At 50.7% G+C, this 18,956-nt stretch carries 13 protein-coding genes; 8 read left to right on the top strand and 5 right to left on the bottom strand.

Annotated elements, in window-relative coordinates; all coding sequences use genetic code 11:
* Window positions 1-8 precede the first annotated feature (8 nt).
* Window positions 9-950, bottom strand: a complete 942-nt coding sequence (lhpI, locus tag QWY82_RS14825) for a bifunctional Delta(1)-pyrroline-2-carboxylate/Delta(1)-piperideine-2-carboxylate reductase (protein WP_290263914.1) — start codon at window positions 948-950, stop codon at window positions 9-11.
* The gene (locus QWY82_RS14820) at window positions 937-2,052 is read right to left on the bottom strand and encodes a M24 family metallopeptidase (RefSeq protein WP_290263912.1); all 1,116 of its coding nucleotides are present in this window, start codon (window positions 2,050-2,052) and stop codon (window positions 937-939) included. Before QWY82_RS14820 ends, lhpI begins: the two co-directional genes overlap by 14 nt.
* 377 nt (window positions 2,053-2,429) lie before the next feature.
* Here QWY82_RS14820 and hutC point away from each other — a divergent pair, with 377 nt between their 5' ends.
* From hutC to QWY82_RS14795, 5 genes are all read left to right on the top strand, one after another.
* Complete coding sequence (gene hutC, locus QWY82_RS14815; protein WP_290263910.1) at window positions 2,430-3,137, top strand: histidine utilization transcriptional repressor HutC; 708 nt, start codon at window positions 2,430-2,432, stop codon at window positions 3,135-3,137.
* 60 nt (window positions 3,138-3,197) lie between these two features.
* Window positions 3,198-4,874 (top strand): urocanate hydratase, encoded by a 1,677-nt coding sequence (gene hutU, locus QWY82_RS14810; RefSeq protein ID WP_290263908.1) that lies wholly within the window; start codon window positions 3,198-3,200, stop codon window positions 4,872-4,874.
* A gap of 58 nt (window positions 4,875-4,932) precedes the next feature.
* On the top strand, window positions 4,933-6,468 hold the full coding sequence (gene hutH / locus QWY82_RS14805; RefSeq protein ID WP_290263906.1) for a histidine ammonia-lyase: 1,536 nt from the start codon (window positions 4,933-4,935) through the stop codon (window positions 6,466-6,468).
* Between the two features lie 137 nt (window positions 6,469-6,605).
* Window positions 6,606-7,955, top strand: a complete 1,350-nt coding sequence (locus QWY82_RS14800) for a serine hydrolase domain-containing protein (protein ID WP_290263904.1) — start codon at window positions 6,606-6,608, stop codon at window positions 7,953-7,955.
* A 224-nt stretch (window positions 7,956-8,179) separates the two neighbouring features.
* The gene (locus QWY82_RS14795) at window positions 8,180-9,688 is read left to right on the top strand and encodes a type VI secretion system contractile sheath domain-containing protein (RefSeq protein WP_290263903.1); all 1,509 of its coding nucleotides are present in this window, start codon (window positions 8,180-8,182) and stop codon (window positions 9,686-9,688) included.
* A 50-nt stretch (window positions 9,689-9,738) separates the two neighbouring features.
* Here QWY82_RS14795 and QWY82_RS14790 read toward each other — a convergent pair whose 3' ends face one another.
* A complete protein-coding gene (locus tag QWY82_RS14790) occupies window positions 9,739-10,905 on the bottom strand; it encodes a mechanosensitive ion channel family protein (protein ID WP_290263898.1) in 1,167 nt (388 codons plus the stop codon).
* A gap of 325 nt (window positions 10,906-11,230) precedes the next feature.
* Here QWY82_RS14790 and QWY82_RS14785 point away from each other — a divergent pair, with 325 nt between their 5' ends.
* Entirely contained in the window at window positions 11,231-12,835 is a 1,605-nt protein-coding gene (locus tag QWY82_RS14785) for an ABC-F family ATPase (protein ID WP_290263897.1), read from the top strand.
* 99 nt (window positions 12,836-12,934) lie between these two features.
* Here QWY82_RS14785 and QWY82_RS14780 read toward each other — a convergent pair whose 3' ends face one another.
* Both QWY82_RS14780 and QWY82_RS14775 read right to left on the bottom strand, forming a co-directional pair.
* Window positions 12,935-13,798, bottom strand: a complete 864-nt coding sequence (locus QWY82_RS14780) for a PA4780 family RIO1-like protein kinase (protein ID WP_290263895.1) — start codon at window positions 13,796-13,798, stop codon at window positions 12,935-12,937.
* A gap of 100 nt (window positions 13,799-13,898) precedes the next feature.
* A complete protein-coding gene (locus QWY82_RS14775) occupies window positions 13,899-16,868 on the bottom strand; it encodes a DUF748 domain-containing protein (protein ID WP_290263894.1) in 2,970 nt (989 codons plus the stop codon).
* Between the two features lie 200 nt (window positions 16,869-17,068).
* On the opposite strand from QWY82_RS14775, the gene QWY82_RS14770 reads away from it, so the two are divergent.
* Window positions 17,069-18,304, top strand: coding sequence for a TIGR03862 family flavoprotein (locus QWY82_RS14770; RefSeq protein WP_290263892.1), 1,236 nt, complete (start codon window positions 17,069-17,071; stop codon window positions 18,302-18,304).
* Window positions 18,305-18,386: 82 nt separating this feature from the next.
* The gene (locus QWY82_RS14765; RefSeq protein ID WP_290263890.1) at window positions 18,387-18,902 is read left to right on the top strand and encodes an ATP-dependent zinc protease family protein; all 516 of its coding nucleotides are present in this window, start codon (window positions 18,387-18,389) and stop codon (window positions 18,900-18,902) included.
* Window positions 18,903-18,956: the final 54 nt, after the last annotated feature.

Genomic DNA, 18,956 nt, shown 5'->3' with positions numbered 1-18,956 from the left:
GAGATGCTTTAGCTAAGCTTTTCGAATACGTATTGCGCAGCTAATAGGTCGCTGATTGCGGTGCCAACACTTTTAAATAGTGTGATAGGACTTAGTGATTGCCGGCCAGCGATAGACTTATTGCACAATTGACTTAGCTCAGCCAAGATCGCCTGCTCGCTGAATACGCCTTCGTGAATGGGAATCAAAAGTTCCCCGGCTTCGTTCAAAACGTTCACTTTGCTGTCGACAAAAACCTGCGCTTTGCCAATCAGTTCCGAATCGCATTCGCGCTGGTCTGCATTGTGGTTGCCGAGTAAATCCACGTGGGTGCCAGGGGCAACCCAATTGCCGTACAAAACCGGTGCAGGGCTCGCTGTAGCTGCAACGATGATATCGCTGTCTTGAGCGGCGGGTTTCACATCGAGGTGCACGCTAAAGTTAACGCGGCGAAATTTTTCGCTTAACCCTGTGGCCAACGCCTGCGCTTTGTCGGTATTACGGCCCCAAATAATGACTGAGTCTATGGGCCTAACACTTAAGTGTGCCGCAATCAAATGTGGCGCAAGATTTCCCGTGCCTAACAATAACAGCCGTGATGCATCCGGATTGGAGAGGTAGCGCGATGCAAGTGCCGATACCGCCGCTGTGCGCCAATGAGTTAAACTTGCGCCTTCGAGCAAGGCTAGCGGTTCGCCATGGCTTCTATTAAACAGCAGTATATTTGAGTGCAAAGCGGATTTATTGTGGCGGTAGTTGCTGGGAAAGTAGGTAAAAGCTTTTACCGCCAGATAGTCTTCATTCCACGCCGGTAACACCGCAAAAGCATCTTTATTTTCTGTGCCGGGGTTTATATTAAACACTTGGCGTTTAGGCATGTTGAATGGACGAGAAAATCCCTGATCCAAGTGGTCAATCAGGTCTGGGTAGTTCAAGGCATTGTTAATCTGCTCTGCACTAATTATTTTCATGGGGCAACCTATAGTGTTTCGGCGCTTGAGTCAGTATTTCTATGCCGTGGTGGGTAATCAGAACGTCGTCTTCAAAGCGCGCGCCGCCAAAATTTGGTATGTAGATGCCTGGTTCAACGGTAACGACAAAACCGCTCGATAATTGATCCATGCAGTGCGCGCCTATGTGGGGCTGTTCGTGTAAAAATAATCCAAGGCCATGCCCTAGGCCTGGGCCGGCATGCTGTGCAAATTCCGATGCCTCAAGTATCTCTTGAGCCCGGGTATTTGCCTCGCAAGCGCTAATACCCGGACGGAGAATATTTAAGGCCGCTTGCTGGGCCTTTAATACCGTTTGTATCAATGCGAGTTGTTTGTCGCTGGCACTGCCATAAATGTAACTTCGTGTCATATCAGATCTGTAACCGTTAACCACAGCACCGAAGTCAATGGTAATAAAATCGCCATCGGCCAAAGACTTTTGGCTAGGCATGCCATGGGGCAGTGCTGTGTTTTCACCGAAAACCGCGATAGTGGCAAAGGCGATGCCCTCAGAGCCTAATTGCGCAAGTTGATACTCTAGGGTTGTGGCAAAGGCTTTTTCGGTGACGCCGAGCTTTAGTGTACGAAGCGCGATGGCTAAGGCCTCATCGCCGATTCTCGCGGCCTGCCGAATCTGCTCAACTTCCCAGGCCTCTTTCTTTTTTCGCAGCTCTTCAATGCAGCTATTCAAGGGCGTGCAGTGATAGCCGGCTAAATCCAAGGCAATCTTCTGCCACTGCGCAACGGAAACCTTATCGCTTTCGAAAGCAATCGCGGTCAGATGAAATTCATTACACAGTGCAGCTAAACACTGGCCGAGGCTTTGGGCGTCTCGGTCGCGTTCAATGATTTGGGTGAGTTGACACTCTGTGGTCGCCTGTTGGACGAAACGATAGTCGGTTATTAAGTAACAATAATCGAGGCTAAACAGTAGGCAGGCGGCTTCGCCGGTGTATCCCGTTAGGTAGCGTAAATTTTCCGGTGAAAAAACAATGTAGGCATTAAGTCGCCTCGAGTGCAGTTGCGCTCTGAGGAGCTTTTGCCGGCGCTGAATCGATTCGAGCGGAATTACTTTAGTCATCAAAAAATCAAACCTGCTTATGTAGATCTTGGAGGGTGGTTGAATAAGTGGGTGTCTTTAATATGGCCGGCAGCAGCTGCGGCGAGCGCGGTAGTGGGGGCTCGTACCGGACGAACCTGGCAGTTAGGTTGTTGATAGCCATCGCGTTATCTCGCTCAAATTGACCTTTGGTATCTGCACCGGCATGTCTTTCTATAGGGCCCTTTGACGCTTTGGGCTGCTGTTTGATGGCGAAGTGGAAACTCCGCGTTTGTTATTTGGGTATATTGTATACATTATTCTTTGTAGGAGCAATGTCCGCTCAGTCTGATGGTTTAGTTGCTACCTGCCTTGTATATACTTGTATATACAAGTGCGTCGGTTTAGTATGTGCCACTATGAATCAGCCCCGTTATTTGACGATTAAACAGGCCTTGCTGCGTCGCATTGACGCCGGTGAGCTGTGTGCCGGTGATCGGGTGGCCTCGGAGAACGAGCTGGCCGGCGAATTCTCGGTCAGCCGAATGACGGCCCGTCGCGCTTTGGATGAGCTCTCTGAGGATGGAGTGTTAGTCCGCTCCCAAGGCTTGGGCACCTTCGTGGCCGATGAGCGCCCGAACAGTAATTTGGTGGAAATTCGCAACATCGCCGATGAGATTCACCAGCGCGGCCATGTTTATCGTGCCCAGGTGTTAGCTTTAAACGCTGTGTTCGCGAACCAGAAGCAAGCTCGGCAGCTGGGAGTTGTGGTTGATACACAGGTGTATTTTTCCCGCCTACTTCACTTTGAAAACGACTTGCCATTACAGCTCGAAGAGCGCTGGGTTAACCCAAGCTTTGCCGCTGGCTATTTAGATCAGCCATTTGGGGTTGATGATTTAACCCCCAGCCGCTTTCTCAACAAAATGGCACCACTGACCGAGGCCGACCACTTAATTGAAGCAGTTCCGGCATCGGATTTTTTACGGGAAATTTTACACCTAGCCGAAACCGAACCTTGTTTGAAAGTTAGCCGGCGCACGTTTTCCAGTGCCGGTGTGGTGAGTTATACCCACTTGTATCACCCGGGCAGTCGCTTCCGTTTAGGTGGTCATATTAATTATTAATGTCAAACGTGAAGCCATCACGAGTGCGCTTCACGCCTCTTATTGCAAAGGAGCCTTACCATGGCAGAGCACAACCCTCGAATTGATAACAGCCGGGTCATTCGCGCCGCGCGTGGCACCCAATTAACGGCAAAAAGTTGGCTTACCGAAGCGCCCTTGCGCATGTTAATGAATAATCTCGATCCCGAGGTTGCCGAGCATCCTCAGGCCTTGGTGGTGTACGGTGGCATTGGTCGGGCCGCACGCAATTGGGAGTGTTACGACCGTATCGTCGAAACACTGACGCGCTTAGAGGCCGACGAAACCTTACTCATTCAAAGCGGTAAACCCGTCGGTGTTTTCAAAACCCACGAAAATGCGCCGCGGGTTTTATTAGCAAATTCCAACTTAGTTCCGCACTGGGCGAATTGGGAGCATTTCAATGAACTCGATAAAAAGGGTTTGATGATGTACGGCCAGATGACGGCCGGTTCCTGGATCTACATTGGCTCGCAAGGGATAGTGCAGGGCACCTATGAAACCTTTGTGAGCGTGGCGAAAAAACATTTCGCGGGCAGCGCTAAAGGCCGTTGGGTTTTGACCGGCGGCTTGGGTGGTATGGGTGGAGCACAACCATTGGCGGCAACTATGGCCGGTTTTTCTATGCTCGCGGTGGAGGTAGATGAGTCGCGTATCGATTTTCGCTTAAAGACCGGATATGTGGATAAAAAGGCAACCACGCTCGATCAAGCGCTCGAACTGTTGGCGGCGGCAAAGGCTGAAAACCAAGCCATTTCGGTCGGGCTTTTGGGCAATGCGGCCGACGTTTTCCCGGAGCTTGCCAAGCGCGGTATTACCCCTGATGTGGTGACCGATCAAACCTCGGCGCACGACCCGCTCAATGGTTATTTACCGAAGGGCTGGACCCTCGAGCAGGCGCAAATTGAGCGCGCGAAAGATGAGGCCGCCGTGGTAAAAGCGGCTAAGCAATCCATGGCGATCCAAGTTCAAGCCATGTTGGATTTACAAGCCGCGGGCGCCGCCACCTTAGATTACGGCAACAACATTCGCCAGATGGCGTTGGAAGAGGGCGTTGCCAATGCCTTCGATTTCCCCGGATTTGTGCCGGCCTATATTCGCCCCTTGTTTTGCGAAGGCATAGGGCCATTCCGTTGGGTGGCGTTATCCGGTGACCCGGAAGATATTTATAAGACCGATCAAAAAGTTAAAGAACTTATTCCCGATGATAAGCATTTACACAATTGGTTGGATATGGCGCGCGAACGCATTCAGTTTCAAGGATTGCCGGCGCGAATTTGTTGGGTCGGTCTAAAGGATCGGGCGCGCTTGGGCCAAGCCTTCAACGCCATGGTTGCCAGTGGGGAACTAAAGGCGCCGGTTGTTATCGGTCGCGACCATTTGGATAGCGGGTCGGTGGCGTCGCCTAATCGTGAAACGGAAGCGATGCAAGATGGCAGCGATGCCGTGTCCGACTGGCCTTTGCTCAACGCCTTGTTGAACACAGCCGGTGGTGCCACCTGGGTAAGTTTGCATCACGGTGGCGGTGTGGGTATGGGTTTCAGCCAGCACTCCGGTGTGGTGATTGTTTGCGATGGTAGCCAGGCTGCGCACGAGCGCGTAGGGCGCGTGCTGCGCAATGACCCGGGTACTGGTGTGATGCGCCATGCCGATGCCGGATACGATATCGCCATCAAGTGCGCGCAAGAGCAGGGCTTAGATTTGCCTATGTTGAAATAATGGCTACGTAAACGCTGAAAACCGACGACTTTTTATTTATTACATTTGAGATTTCAATATGGACCATTTTGAAATAAACCCCGGCCAACTAACCTATAACGATTTGTTTAAGCTGCACGCGCATCCCCATCAATTTTCCTTGCATCCCGATTGTGAGGCCGGCATAAATGCTTCGGCCGCGGTGGTAAAAAAAGTGATTGATGACAACCGCGTGGTATACGGTATAAACACTGGCTTTGGCTTACTCGCCAATACCCGTATTAAGCCCGAAGAGCTGGAGGAGCTGCAGCGCTCCATCGTGTTGAGTCACGCCGCCGGCATTGGAAAAACCATGAAAAATGCCACGGTGCGGTTACTCATGGTGTTAAAAATTAACGCCTTAGCTCGCGGCTTTTCCGGTATTCGCCTCGAGGTTATTCAGGCTCTAATAACCTTGCTCAACCATGAGATATACCCCTGTATTCCGCTCAAGGGCTCAGTCGGTGCCTCTGGCGATCTGGCGCCTTTGGCGCACATGAGTTGTGTGCTACTGGGTGAGGGCGAAGCTTTCTACAAAAAAGAAAAAGTATCCGCGAAAACGGCGCTGCGGATCGCCGGCCTAAAACCCCTAGTCTTAGCCCCCAAGGAAGGCTTAGCACTATTGAACGGCACCCAGGCTTCCACCGCTTTGGCGCTTGAAGGGTTGTTTTATTCCGAGAATCTATTGGCCTCGGCCACGGTTATTGGCGCGCTATGCGTTGAGGCGGCTAAGGGTTCGCGTAAACCCTTTGATGAGCGCATCCACCTGGCGCGCGGTCATCAATCGCAAATTGATATGGCATTGGCCTATCGCTCTTTACTGGATCACTCGCAAATTGAACACAGCCACATCGACTGCGAGAAAGTTCAAGATCCCTATTCGCTGCGTTGTCAGCCCCAGGTAATGGGAGCTTGCTTACAGCAAATGCGCAATGCGCGCGATATAATTGTTACCGAAGCGAATGCGGTATCGGATAATCCGTTAGTATTTGTGGAACAGGATATTGCCAAGAGCGATATTATTTCCGGTGGTAATTTTCATGCCGAACCCATCGCCATGGCCGCTGATAATCTGGCCTTAGCCATCGCGGAAATAGGCTCTCTATCTGAGCGGCGCATGGCGTTATTAATTGATAGTAAGTTATCTGGTTTGCCACCATTTTTAGTGAATAATGGCGGTGTCAATTCGGGCTTTATGATTGCACAGGTAACATCGGCAGCGCTCGCGAGCGAGAATAAATCTTTGGCCCACCCAGCCAGTGTGGATTCGCTACCCACCTCTGCCAATCAAGAAGATCACGTCTCTATGGCGACTTTTGCCGCTCGGCGCTTGAAAGATATGAGCGAAAATACCGTGGGTATATTGGCGGTGGAGTGGTTGGCGGTTTGTCAGGGTCTCGACTTTCTCGACGGCTTAACCACGTCCGGTCCACTAGAGCAGGCTCGGGCCGAATTGCGTGCCCATGTACCTTTTTACGACAAAGATCGTTTTTTTGCTCCAGATATCGAGAGGGCCGCCGAGCTCATCGGCTTGGGTGTGTTGAAAACCTTGGTGGATAAAACCATTCGATTATAAAATTCAATGACTTGATAGCCTCAAAACCCGCCAAGTGCGGGTTTTTTTTATGGCTACAGCGCGTTCGAATTTTCGTTTTTAGATTGTCTTGCTAACGCATGGCTGTTAGCCTTCGACGCAAGGATTCGAGGTGCATAATGAAAAAAGTTGCTCTAGCGTTGTCGGCTCTTGTGGTTGTACTTTTGTTAACCGGCATTTTTTGGCTTGGCCCCAGCTATATTATAGCGGCGCCGAAGGTTGCCACGGGTATGGGTGCTAAACTTGCCTGCTCCTCGAAGTATGTAAGTGGCCTAACGGAGCAACAAGCAAAAGTTGATTTAACCAGCTACTCGCCCCTATTGGCTGAACTGAATGTGGACTTCGATGATCAAACACAGTCAGTTACTACGTCTTTTTATGGTTTCCAAGCTAGGGCAAGTTTCCACCCAGGTCTCGGTTGTGCCATTGATTTTACTGGCGTCAACGCCCGTGACAGTGTGGTGGTTCCCGAGTTGGCGCCAGCCGCCGGTGCTTGGCCGCTAGGTTCTGAGGTGAATACCATTGAGCCAGACTTACAAGCGGTTTTAGATCAAATGTTGATCGATGATAATGCCGTAGGTTTGGAATCTAGGGCCCTATTGTTGGTGCAGGGTGACCACATTGTCGCTGAAAGTTATGCGCCAGGCATAGGCCCCGCGTCGCAATTGCTAGGTTGGTCTATGGGTAAAAGTGTCACTGCCATTGCCATCGGCCGGCTCATTTATGAGGAGCGTTTAGGGCTGGAAGAAACGGATCTTTTTAGTGAGTGGCGCAATGATCAGCGCAAAAAAATTAGCGTGCAACATTTGCTGACCATGACCGATGGTTTGGATTTTGATGAAATCTACGCGCCCGGCAAAGATGTCACCAGTATGTTATTTACCGAGCCCAATAGCGCCAGCTTTGCGTTACAAAGCCCTGCGCTTTATCAACCGGGTTCGCACTTTAATTATTCATCGGGAAGCGCGAATATTTTATCTGCATTGGTGCAGCAGCGCAGTGGTGCAACTTTACAGACCAATGTGAGCTTTTTGGATGAACATTTATATCGCCCCTTAGGTTTAACCCATGCACTGTTTGAAAGCGATGCCGGCGGCACGCTGGTAGGCAGTTCCTATTTTTACGCCAGTGCCCGGGATTGGGCGCGTATCGGTTTGCTTATGCTTAACCGAGGTGAGATAAATGGCCAGCGCTTGCTCAGCAAAGAGTTTGTCGATATGGCGTCTAGCCCCAATGGCTCGGAAAATGAAAAGGCTTATGGCTTTCAGTTTTGGCTAAATGCCGGTGATGCGTCGCTACGTTGGCCCAATGTGCCAGAAGATGCCTACGCTGCCATGGGCAATCGCTCGCAAATTGTCATGATCATGCCGTCGGATAATTTGGTGTTCGTGCGCCTCGGCTGGACCAATGGCGACTATCCAACGGATGCTAATATCGCCAAGGTTGTTGCGGCGGCGAGAAAGCACTAGCTGTAGCCTTTGCTGCTATTTGTTTACACTTCTATTGCTGATGCCCTAATGAGTTCGTTGGTACCACTTTGCCCGGTCGCAAGGCCGGCAATGCTTCGACTTCGCTCTGAATAGCTGCCTTTTAGCCTTGTCATTGACGGCTTACAAGATTTTTATTTTTTTCAGCTAAGCTGCGGTTTAGACTCGCGCTTTACTTATTTTATTTACAGAGTAGAGGGATCTTTATGTCGCGCGCGAGCATATCTACAGGTGGCGCAGTATTTGGCGCTGGAACAGCGTCAAGGTCGGATGACACACACTTCCAGCAAGAAGATAGTGGTCAGCCCATGCACATTCTTTTTGTCGGTGATTTTAGTGGTAGAGCGAGCCGCTCAGTGGTTGATACTCAGAGCCTACAAAATCGAAAAATCCTTGAAATTAATCGCGATAATTTTGACGACGTATTTTCCCGTCTTGCCGTAGAGTTACATCTGCCAAGTTGCGCAGCCCCCATTGCTTTTGATGAACTGGATGACTTACACCCAGACCTACTTTACAAACAGCTGCCCTTATTCGAGCGTTTGCGCGACCTTAAGCGGCGATTGTCGATGCCAGCGACGTTTGACGCCGCCGCCAAAGATATGCTGGCCCAAGGCCTAGGCCCAGTCGCGACGCCGGCACCGGCGGGCGTGACAATACCGGCAGGCCTGTTTGAGTCTGTCTTGTCTAGTCAAACGAGCGATGCCAAAGCTCAGACAGTGGATGCGCTAATAAACAGTATTGTGGCGCCCTTCGTTCAGCCTAAGGCCGACCCGCGTGCCGAAGAGTTGATGCGCAGCGTTGATCTGGCTACGGCGGAAGCTTTGCGCACCCTTATGCATACCGGTGCATTTCAACAGCTAGAGGCAAACTGGCGCAGCCTTTATTGGCTGTGTCGCAACATCGAGACAGGGCGCAATTTAAAACTCTTTATTCTAGATGTGACCGCGGCGGAATTACGCAGTGATTTTAGCCAATGTTTGGAGATTACCGACGCCAAGCTGTATCAACGGATTGTTAGTCAATATCAAGTCCCAGGCAGTGTTGGCTTCTCCGTGCTTGTGAGCGATGTAACATTAACGGATAAAGCTGAAGATATTCCCATTGCCGCTGGATTATCGGCAATTGCCACCAGTTCAGATGCAATAGCGTTGATCAGCGGCAGTGAAAAAATAGCTGGCTGTTTGAGCTTGGCAGAAACGCCAGACACCGATGATTGGTCTTACCAGGTTGATACTGAGTTCCAAGAACTCTGGCAAATACTGCGCGAAGAGCCGCAGGCTGAATGTTTACTGGTAGCCGCACCGCGGTTTCTATTGCGGCTGCCCTATGGCACCAAGACGAAACCCATCGACAGTTTCGCCTTTGAGGAATTGGGCGAAGCGGGCGAGCATAAATACTATTTGTGGGCGCAGGGGGCTTATTTGGCCAGTTATTTAGTGGCTAAAACTTTCGAACAAAATTTTTGGGATCTCGCCTCCGGCGTATGCCAGCAGGTAGAGGATCTACCGCAATCTATTTACACCGATAGCGATGGCGACAGCCAAGCGAAGGCCTGTGCTGAAATATACATGACCGATAAAACCGCGGCGGCGTTGCTGGCTGCAGGCCTTTGCCCGCTGCGTTCGGTTAAGAATCAGGCCGCTGTGTTGGTGCCGCGTTTAGTTTCCATGGCCGATACCGAGGTTTCGGTATTGGATGTCATTTCCGCTTAATTATCGCGGGCTAGTGGTCTTAGCGCTGGCCCGAGTTGATACGGCTTAGCCTAGTTTAGACTGGGCTTTCCCGCATCCGGCCATTGTTTTATATACACATCCTGTTTTGCGTAGGGTATTTCAACGCCGTGGCTGTTGAACATTTTATAAATGGTCATGTGCAATTCGTGGGCAATTCGGCCCCGGTCTTCCGGTTTGCTAATCCAGCACATGAGATTGAAATCTAAGCTTGAAGCGCCAAAGCCGCGCAATCTGACTCTGGGTGCTGGGTCTGGGCAAATTTCGCTATGTTCAGTACCCGCTTTCATCAACAGCTCCGACACCAAATCCACATCGGAGCCGTAAGCAACACCGACGACGATGCGAATGCGAATATTCTGTGGCCCGCCACTTTCGTTGATGATTTTGGCGTTGGCGATGACCCCATTCGGGATGGTAATTTCCACGTCGTCACGGGTGAGTAGGCGAGTGCTGCGCAAACCAATGGCGCATACTTTGCCGCGTTCGCCGGAGTCTAAATTAATATAATCGCCAATTTTATAGGGCGCGTCGGCGACAATAAAAAAGCCGGAAAATAAGTTAGCCAAGGTATCTTTCGCGGCAAAGCCAATGGCTAGCCCGGCAATGCCTGCGGAGGCTAACCAGCCTATGGGGTTGATGCCCCAAATCATCAGCAAGCAATAGCTGCCAATCATTATGATCAGCAGTTTGGTGGTGAGATCGAACAAAGGCACGGTGCGTGTATCAATTAATTTAAAGCGGCTGGTCGTGCTGAGTGTATCTAAAACTAAGGAAGACGCGCGAATCATGGCGCTCATCCAGCTGGCGACAATAATGGATACGAGAATTTTAATGAGGCTTTCGCCACCCGCTGGCAATTGTGCGACAGCGACGGCCAGTGCAAGGCCGAAATAGAGCACCGTAATGAAAACAGGTTTGCGTAGCAGATTTAAAATGTCGTCGTCGAGCGTCGTTGTAGTAAAGCCGGTCAACTTACCGAGTGCTCGGACGATTAAGCTGCGCAAGGTAATCGCTAAAATATAAAAGGCTAAGGCAATAACGAGGGCTGCCACTAAAGGGTAGTTAACCAGAACGAGCCAAGCGGCTTGCAGTGACTCGGGCAGCCAAGAGTCTAGCTGGTTCAGCTGCTCGGTAAGCGTTGTGGTGGCCTCTACAGCGGTTTCGGTGTTTGTTTGGGTGGCGCTCGTATCTTGCATAGTGAGGTTGCTCTGAAGGGGCGGCGGCTAAAATGCGTTATGGCGTTATTGTTCAACAACCAAGCGCTTGCTGCACAGCGATGTCTAAAGTCAGTTTTACACGAAAGCCGGTATTTGTCAGTCGGTCAAACCGATGCTTGCCGTGGTTTAACTGGCTTGCTCTGGCTTGTAAGTCGGCGCGGCTCGGCCTTGGTTTAGGTTAAATAATAGCCAGAATGGCTCGACTTTCGGGCCTTAACTCTCTATAGTGCGCCCCCTTTATTTGCCTCTTAAACGGTGCCCATTTGGCCGCTTGGCCGAGTTGTTGAGCCCCTAGGATAGTCCTTTGATTTCTACCGCTAATATCACCATGCAATTTGGCGCCGAGCCATTGTTTGAAAACATTTCAGCCAAATTCGGTAACGGCAACCGCTATGGGCTTATCGGCGCCAACGGCTGCGGCAAATCTACCTTCATGAAGATCCTCAGCGGGGCGTTAACGCCGACCGCTGGCAATGTGTCTATCACTCCCGGCAATACCGTGGGCGTGTTAAGCCAGGATCAGTTTGCCTTTGAAGAATATAGCGTGGTTGATGCCGTTATTATGGGAGACACCCGTTTGTGGCAGATTAAGCAGGCGCGCGATGCTATTTACTCAAAAGCCGAAATGACCGAAGAAGATGGCATGGCGGTGGCTGAGCTGGAAGTGGAATTTGCCGAAATGGATGGCTACAGCGCCGAGAGCCGTGCAGGCGAAATTTTACTGCAGGCCGGCATAGAGGAGGAGTACCATTTCGGCCTGATGAAGCAAGTGGCGCCGGGCTGGAAGTTGCGGGTACTGCTGGCGCAAGCTCTGTTCGCCAACCCCGATATTTTGCTCTTGGATGAACCAACCAACAATTTGGATATTCACACCATCGGTTGGTTGGAAGATGTACTCAAAGAACGCAAGTGCACCATGATTATCATTTCCCATGATCGTCACTTTCTCAACGCTGTGTGTACCCATATGGCCGATATTGATTATGGCGAATTGCGTATTTACCCCGGTAACTACGAATACTTTATGGCGGCGTCTTCGCTCATTCGCGAACAATTGTTGACCGAAAATGCCAAGAAAAGTGCTGAGATTGACGAGCTGCAAGCTTTCGTCAATCGCTTTGGTGCCAACGCGTCCAAGGCCAAGCAGGCCAGTTCGCGGGCGAAAAAAATGGATAAAATTGTGTTGGATGAGGTTAAGGCTTCGAGCCGATTAACGCCTTCAATCAGTTTAAAACAGTGCAAGAAGTTACATCGCCAAGCCCTTATTCTGGAGGATTTAAAACACGGCTTTGAGCAAGAGGTTTTGTTCAAGGACGGTAATTTAATCTTAGAGGCTGGGGCAAGGTTAGCGGTTATTGGCGAAAATGGCTCCGGTAAAACAACACTGCTGCGTTGCTTGATGAACGAGCTTGAGGCGCAAGCGGGCGTTATCAAATGGTCTGAAAATGCCATTGTTGGCTACTGTCCGCAAGATAGCACGGCTGATTTCGACAGCGACTTAACAATTTTTGAGTGGATGTCTCAGTGGCGCACGCCCAAGCATGATGACTTACAGGTGCGCGGCATGTTGGGGCGCCTGTTGTTTACCGCAGATGACACCAATAAAAAAGCGCGGGTTTGTTCTGGCGGTGAAAAAAACCGGTTGCTGTTTGGCAAGTTGATGATGATGGACACCAATGTGCTGATTATGGATGAGCCCACCAATCACCTCGATATGGAAGCCATTGAAGCGCTCAATAATGCCTTGAAATTGTACGATGGCACGCTCATCTTCGTAAGCCATGATCGGGAGTTTGTCTCCAGCCTAGCGACCCGTGTTATTGAAATTAAAGATCAAACCCTGATTGATTTTCAGGGTACCTACGATGAGTATTTGGCCAGTCAAGCGAGCTTAGAGCGCGTGGCTTAAGCTTATTGTCCGATCTATAAATTATCCGATCTATAAAAATGCGCCGAATTCGGCGCATTTTTTTTGAAGGTTTTCTACGGGCTATTCGATAGTTTCGGGTTAATCAAATACGCCATCATCAGCCGCGCGCTTACGCTCTTTTCGGCTCTCTTCTTCCTCTTTGGCATCTTCGATAATGCGCAGCATGGTTGCGATATCGGCCTCAACCGCAACCTTGTTGTACTTGCCGGTTAATTTGCTATCTGGGTGCAGATTGCCGTGCTCATATAGGTCCCAAATTTCGTCGGCATAGTGGGTTACGAGCAGGCCGCGATTGTACTGGCCGAAATAGGCGGTCATATTGTTGACGTCGCGGGTGAGCATCATCTTGGCGTTATTGTTGCCTGCGGCATTCACGGCTTGCGGTAAATCAATCACCACTGGGCCTTCGGGTTCCACTAGCACGTTGAACTCCGAGAGGTCACCGTGTACTAAGCCGGCGCACAACATTCTGACAATTTCCACCATCATGATACCGTGAAACTCTTCTGCGGTTTCGGCATCGAAGGCGACATCATCTAATCGAGGTGCTGGGTCACCTTCTTCATCGGTAATTAAATCCATCAGTAACACGCCATCGACAAATCCGTGCGGTGTAGGCACGCGAACACCGGCTTCAGCGCAGCGGTATAGCGCATCCACTTCGGCGCTCAACCAGGAACTTTCTTGTTCCTTTTGCCCATAGCGACTTTTTTTACTCATGGCTCGGGCTCGCCGGCTGTTGCGCGTCGTGCGCCCCTCTTGATAGGCTGCAGCCTGCTTGAAGCTGCGTTTATTTGCTTCTTTGTACACCTTGGCACAACGCAATTGATCACCGCAGCGCACGACAAATACTTGCGCCTCTTTGCCGCTCATAAGTTGGAACATTACTTCGTCGATAAGGCCGTCATCGACGAGGGGTTGCAGGCGTTTCGGTACTTTCATGGGCGATAAGGCGATCCTGAGGTTTGGGCTGGCATGTTAACTGAAATGCACTAATGCGTCATGGCATTTAACTGGTCTGCGACGGCCTTTGGCTTGGCGTTTACTCAATGGTGAACTTAACTCTGGCTTTGCTGCAGCTCAGCTTTTTCTTGCACTGCAATGTGTTGGTTTGAATAAATACCCGCTCGGCATCTAGGTTGAGACTCGTCAGCAAGTACTGTTTCACCGCGATAGATCGCGCGTTGGCTAGCTGCTCGAGCTCGGCTAGGGGAGTGGCTTGTGCCGACAGGAGCCGGTCCAATAATTGTGCGTTCGATAGGCTATCGAGATCGGCTACTTTTGGCCCTGTTAATAGTGTGAGGGCGACCTTGCGCCAAGCTGCGCTCAGCCCTTCGATATCAGACGCGGACAGGCCTTGAGCTGTGAATTTTGCGTCCAACGCCATTTGTTTATAGGGCAGGGCTTCGGTTTTCAGGTTTACCTCACCGGTAACGCCTAGGCGCAATTGCGGGCGTTGGTCTAAGGCCGACTTTAAATCGGCAAGGCTCGATTTCGCGTCATCCGTAAGCCACGCCTGGTGCAGCTCAAACGCGACTTCGCCCAGATCTTCGTCACTGCCCACTAAGGAAGCCAATAGGTTAAAGGGCGCCGTAACAACCTTCATAATGCTGTTACGTACCGCCGCCCACACGATGGCGCCGATACTAAAAGAGGGGTCGTCCGTGGTCCCGGAAACCGGTACTTGCAAATCTGCAACCCCGTTTTCGTCGGTGAGAAGCGCTAGCGCGAGGCGCAAGGGGATATCCACTAGTCGGCGGGAATCTATCCGTTCACCCAAGCTGAGTTGATCCAAGACAACGCGGTTCTTACCGACGATACGCTTATCTTCCAGTTGATAATCTAGCTTGACGTTAAGCAAGCCCTTTTCAATTTTCCAGCCGGTGAACGTCGTGGAATAGGGGTTAAATAGGCCGAGGTCGATGGATTTAAATTCGAGTGCGAGATTCATGGCGGGGTCGGCTAAAAAGGGTTTTGCCTTGCCTGCCAGTGTCACAGGCGCATAGCCATCTACTTGGCCTTTTAGATCGACACTTAATGCTTGCTGAGCATTGCTGTTGATGTTTAGGATCTGGCCGCTAAAGGATTCAATCCGTGTGCTGAAGGTGGAGAGAGGTGTCTCGTCAGTAAATTTTATCGTCGCGTCGTGCAAGTTAATTCTGTCGACTTGCCATTGATAGGGGCTGGCGGCGGGTGGCTTTTCTGTGTTTGTTTTTGTGACAGTTTCGGTATTTATTTCTGTAATTGTTTCTGTGTTGGTGCCAATGGACGATTCGGTATTTACTTCTGTGGTTGCCTCTGCGTGCGACCGGTTAGCGCCAGTTTTTATTAAATGATTGAAGTTGGTGCTGCCATCTGCGGCTATTGCCACTTCTGTGCTGAGATTTTCAACGTTGATATTGTCGATGCGCAAGGTGTGATCGCGCGGATTAATCTCGATCATTGGCGCAGTTAATTTTTTTATGCTGGCAATAGAGGCATTCTTTTGATCAACCGCATTGAAGTTATCGATGGTGACGGCCGCAGTAACCTGGTGGGGCTCTGCGTTCGCAATAACGACTTGAACGCTTGTGCCCAGCTCGCCTGAGGCGAGCTGGGCATTTGCCTGCTGGGCGACGATGGGGTTGGCCCAGTTTAGTGGAAAATTGTCTAGGCTTGCCGTTAGGTTGGCCGATTGGGTGAGTGGGGTAAATGAGCCATCGATGGCGAGCTTGGCGGTTTTATCCAGGGTCATCTTAGCGTGTAGCTGTGCTTCATTGGTGCTATTGCTGAGGTTTTCAATGACAACATTGATGGCAGATAGATTGATGCGCCTACGATCTAATTCTGGCACTAGCCAGCTTAGGTTAGCGTTGTTTACGGCCGATTTTTCGACCGATACTTGCCAATCATTTGCTGTTTCAGGGGTGGCCTGATCCGTATTTATGGGTTCGCTATTCGTGCGATTATTTTCATTGGGGCTGGTATCAATGGCAAACATATCGACCAGCCCGAGGCGTGAGCTTTCGTGCCAGCTCGAGAGTTGAAAATTGTTTAGTGAGAGGGATGTTAGGGCGGCAATTTTTTCTTGGCTGTCGATGCGGGCTATGTCGGCATCAAAACTCTGCCATCGCACTTTGCTTGGTGTTTGGCCAGCAAGGGTGCTGGCCAGTTTTTGGCTTAAATCGATGTTTTCTAGGGCTGCATGGGTGTTGGTAACTTGCCATTTGAAGCCATTGTTCCAATCCAGTTCGTATTCACCTTGAATGGAAAATGTGCCGCTGTTTAGGGTGAACTGTAATGCCGGTTCCATAAACTGCCAAATGGGCAGCAGCTTGAACTGCGAGAGGGAGAAGTGCCCCCAGGTTTTCGCGCCTGATGCAGAGACGTCGCCTTGCCACGCCAGTACTCCGCCTTGTGCACTTTCTGCGCGCAAACTATAGCCGTCGCCTTGCTCGCTTAACGTGGAAAAATCTTGCAGGCTAAAGTGGAAATCTCTCAGCCCTGCGCTAAAAGGTTTTTCCCTATGGCTCTCGGTGTATTGCAGCAGGCTCGCTTTCAACTCGAACTCGCCGATCCAGATTCTCGGTAAAGTGAAGTTGGCCTCGGTGCGTGCACGCGCTGGCTCAGATGCAATGCGGGCCTCTGAATGTTCGAGGATATCGGAAAAGTTAAAGCTATCCTGAGCGAGCTTTTCGGGTTGCACTGTTAGGCCGAGCAGGCGCACCTCGTCGATACCGATGGCGCCGCGCCATAGGCTGTGCACTAGCGAGGGGTTGATGATTAATCTATCCATCGCCCACAGGGTGCTACCATCGGGGTTGGTATCGCGCAAGCCGTAGGCAAACACAGACAGCGAAAATGGATTGAAGCCCACTAGCTGGTAGTCTAGTTGCCGGCCGGTAAATTGCTGATAGACCTGAGTTAAGGTCATATTGAGCGCTGGCAGAATCAGCGCTAAGCAAACGGCGACATAGGTTAGGTAGGCGAGAAAGATTTTACGGCAGATTGCGGTAAGTTTTACCTTGTCCATGGTACTGCTGGTCCCTGAATCATTGGCACAAAATGCTATGTTAGGGCAGGCACCCATTGTGTGCCAGTGCCGATAGACACCAAATGAATCAAATTGCCCAAATGCACTTTTGCACTGGCAAAATTAACGGAGGGTACTTGGCCGGGTTACCGGCTTTGGGTTAGTCTGCACGCCTTCTATAACGCCTAGGTTGGATCAGTTTGACCCGTCAGAATATATCTGTTTTGTGCCCTGATGCGGTGGTCATCGGCGGTGGCCCTGCTGGATTAATGGCTGCAGAGCGATTGTTGGCCGCTGGTGTTTCTGTTGCCCTTTATGACGCCATGCCATCGGTAGGGCGGAAATTCCTGCTGGCCGGAGTAGGGGGTATGAATATTACCAAGGCGGAAGCCTCGGATCGTTTTAACAGCCATTATTACGAGGCCCAGAACGCGCTCGGGCCCATGTTGCAAGCCTTTGACGCTAATGCGTTGCGCGATTGGGTACACCAGTTGGGCATAGATACCTTCGTTGGCAGCTCCGGCAAGGTGTTTCCCACTGAAATGAAAGCGGCTCCATTGCTGCGGGCTTGGTTGCAGCGCTTAAAGCAGGCTGGGTTACAGCTTTTTACCCGCCATCAGTGGCTTGGTTGGCAGGGCGCTAACCTGGTATTCGATAGCCCAAAAGGCCGCACCAGCGTCAAGCCCAAGGTTGTTGTATTAGCCTTGGGAGGCGCAAGCTGGTCGCGCCTGGGGTCTACCGGCGTTTGGCAACCCTGGTTAGCAGAACAACAGGTGGGTATTGAGCCGCTTAAGCCGGCAAATTGTGGCTTTACTCGGCCTTGGACGGAACAATTTACCGCGGCAGGCTGTCCCATAAAGGCGGTTGCCGGTTGGGTAAAGGATACAGACTCGCGCAGTCCAATTCGCGGTGAACTATTACTGACCCAGGACGGTATTGAGGGGAGTTTGGTTTATCGGTTCTCGGCCCAGCTGCGCGAACAGCTGTTGCGGTCAGGCAAGGCGACACTGTATCTGGATTTATTACCCGATAGGTCGCTGCAAGACGTTCTCGCGGTTTTTAAGCAGGCGCCCAAAGGTAAAACCTTATCGAGGTTACTTTCGAGCAAACTCGGTTTTAGCGCCGCGAAAAGGCAATTGCTGTTCGAGTGTGTAGAGAAAAGCCAATGGGCCAAGCCACTGTTAATGGCCGCTCATATTAAGCGCTTAGCTGTGGAATTAGAGGCGATGCGGCCAATGGACGAAGCCATCAGTTGCGCTGGTGGCGTTAGATTCAGCGCGCTAGATAAAAATCTTATGTTGACCGCCATGCCCGGTGTGTTTTGCGCCGGTGAAATGCTGGATTGGGAGGCGCCAACAGGTGGTTATTTGTTAACCGCTTGTTTTGCGACTGGGCGCTGGGCCGGTGATGGCGCCGCTCGATATATAGAGCATTAAGCCTTCGGTCAATTATGTTTAACGATGTTCAATGATTATCAGTAGGTGTTTCGTGAAAATACAAATGGTGTTGCTGTGTTCAATGTTAAGTCTTGTATTCTTCTCAGGTTTCGTTCAGGCAAATGAGAAGTCGCCAAAAATGGTATTGGGTTGGTTGGAGTCAACGCGGTTGATGTCATCAGGTATGCGCATTAAAACCAAGCTAGACCCAGGCGCAAAAACATCGTCCATACAAGCGACTAACCTAAAATATATTACCCGAGGTAAGGATACCTATGTGGCTTTTGATTTTACCGATGAGAATTTAGATACCGGAAAATCCGAAACCCATCGCTTGGAAGGCAAGCTTATGCGGGAAGTGGTGATTAAGCGCCATGGTGCTAAGAATGTGACACGGCCAGTGGTGGCGATGGAGTTTTGTTTGTATCACCAAGTTTATAAAGCCGAGTTTAGTTTGGCCAACAGAGGTAAATTTAATTATTCCATTTTGCTGGGGCGATCTTTCTTGTCGAAAGTTGCGTTAGTGGATTCCTCAGAGATATTTTTAAGCAAGCCCTACTGCGAAGGAAATTCTTTTATTCAGGATGCGTTGGAATAATAGAACACGAAAACGGCTGTGCTGACTCACTGCTCACTCGCGCAAACGGGGCGA

Source organism: Simiduia curdlanivorans, assembly GCF_030409605.1.
Classification (GTDB): domain Bacteria; phylum Pseudomonadota; class Gammaproteobacteria; order Pseudomonadales; family Cellvibrionaceae; genus Simiduia; species Simiduia curdlanivorans.
The sequence above is the reverse complement of the archived record's forward strand: the minus strand, read 5'-3'. Positions and strand labels throughout refer to the sequence as shown.

What these genes read in the sequence shown, in the direction of transcription:
- hutC (WP_290263910.1), top strand. Translation starts at nt 2,430, where the DNA reads ATGAATCAGCCCCGTTATTTGACGATTAAACAGGCCTTGCTGCGTCGC.
- lhpI (WP_290263914.1), bottom strand. Translation starts at nt 950, where the DNA reads ATGAAAATAATTAGTGCAGAGCAGATTAACAATGCCTTGAACTACCCA.
- QWY82_RS14790 (WP_290263898.1), bottom strand. Translation starts at nt 10,905, where the DNA reads ATGCAAGATACGAGCGCCACCCAAACAAACACCGAAACCGCTGTAGAG.
- QWY82_RS14800 (WP_290263904.1), top strand. Translation starts at nt 6,606, where the DNA reads ATGAAAAAAGTTGCTCTAGCGTTGTCGGCTCTTGTGGTTGTACTTTTG.
- hutH (WP_290263906.1), top strand. Translation starts at nt 4,933, where the DNA reads ATGGACCATTTTGAAATAAACCCCGGCCAACTAACCTATAACGATTTG.
- QWY82_RS14780 (WP_290263895.1), bottom strand. Translation starts at nt 13,798, where the DNA reads ATGAAAGTACCGAAACGCCTGCAACCCCTCGTCGATGACGGCCTTATC.
- QWY82_RS14765 (WP_290263890.1), top strand. Translation starts at nt 18,387, where the DNA reads ATGTTAAGTCTTGTATTCTTCTCAGGTTTCGTTCAGGCAAATGAGAAG.
- QWY82_RS14820 (WP_290263912.1), bottom strand. Translation starts at nt 2,052, where the DNA reads ATGACTAAAGTAATTCCGCTCGAATCGATTCAGCGCCGGCAAAAGCTC.
- hutU (WP_290263908.1), top strand. Translation starts at nt 3,198, where the DNA reads ATGGCAGAGCACAACCCTCGAATTGATAACAGCCGGGTCATTCGCGCC.
- QWY82_RS14795 (WP_290263903.1), top strand. Translation starts at nt 8,180, where the DNA reads ATGTCGCGCGCGAGCATATCTACAGGTGGCGCAGTATTTGGCGCTGGA.
- QWY82_RS14775 (WP_290263894.1), bottom strand. Translation starts at nt 16,868, where the DNA reads ATGGACAAGGTAAAACTTACCGCAATCTGCCGTAAAATCTTTCTCGCC.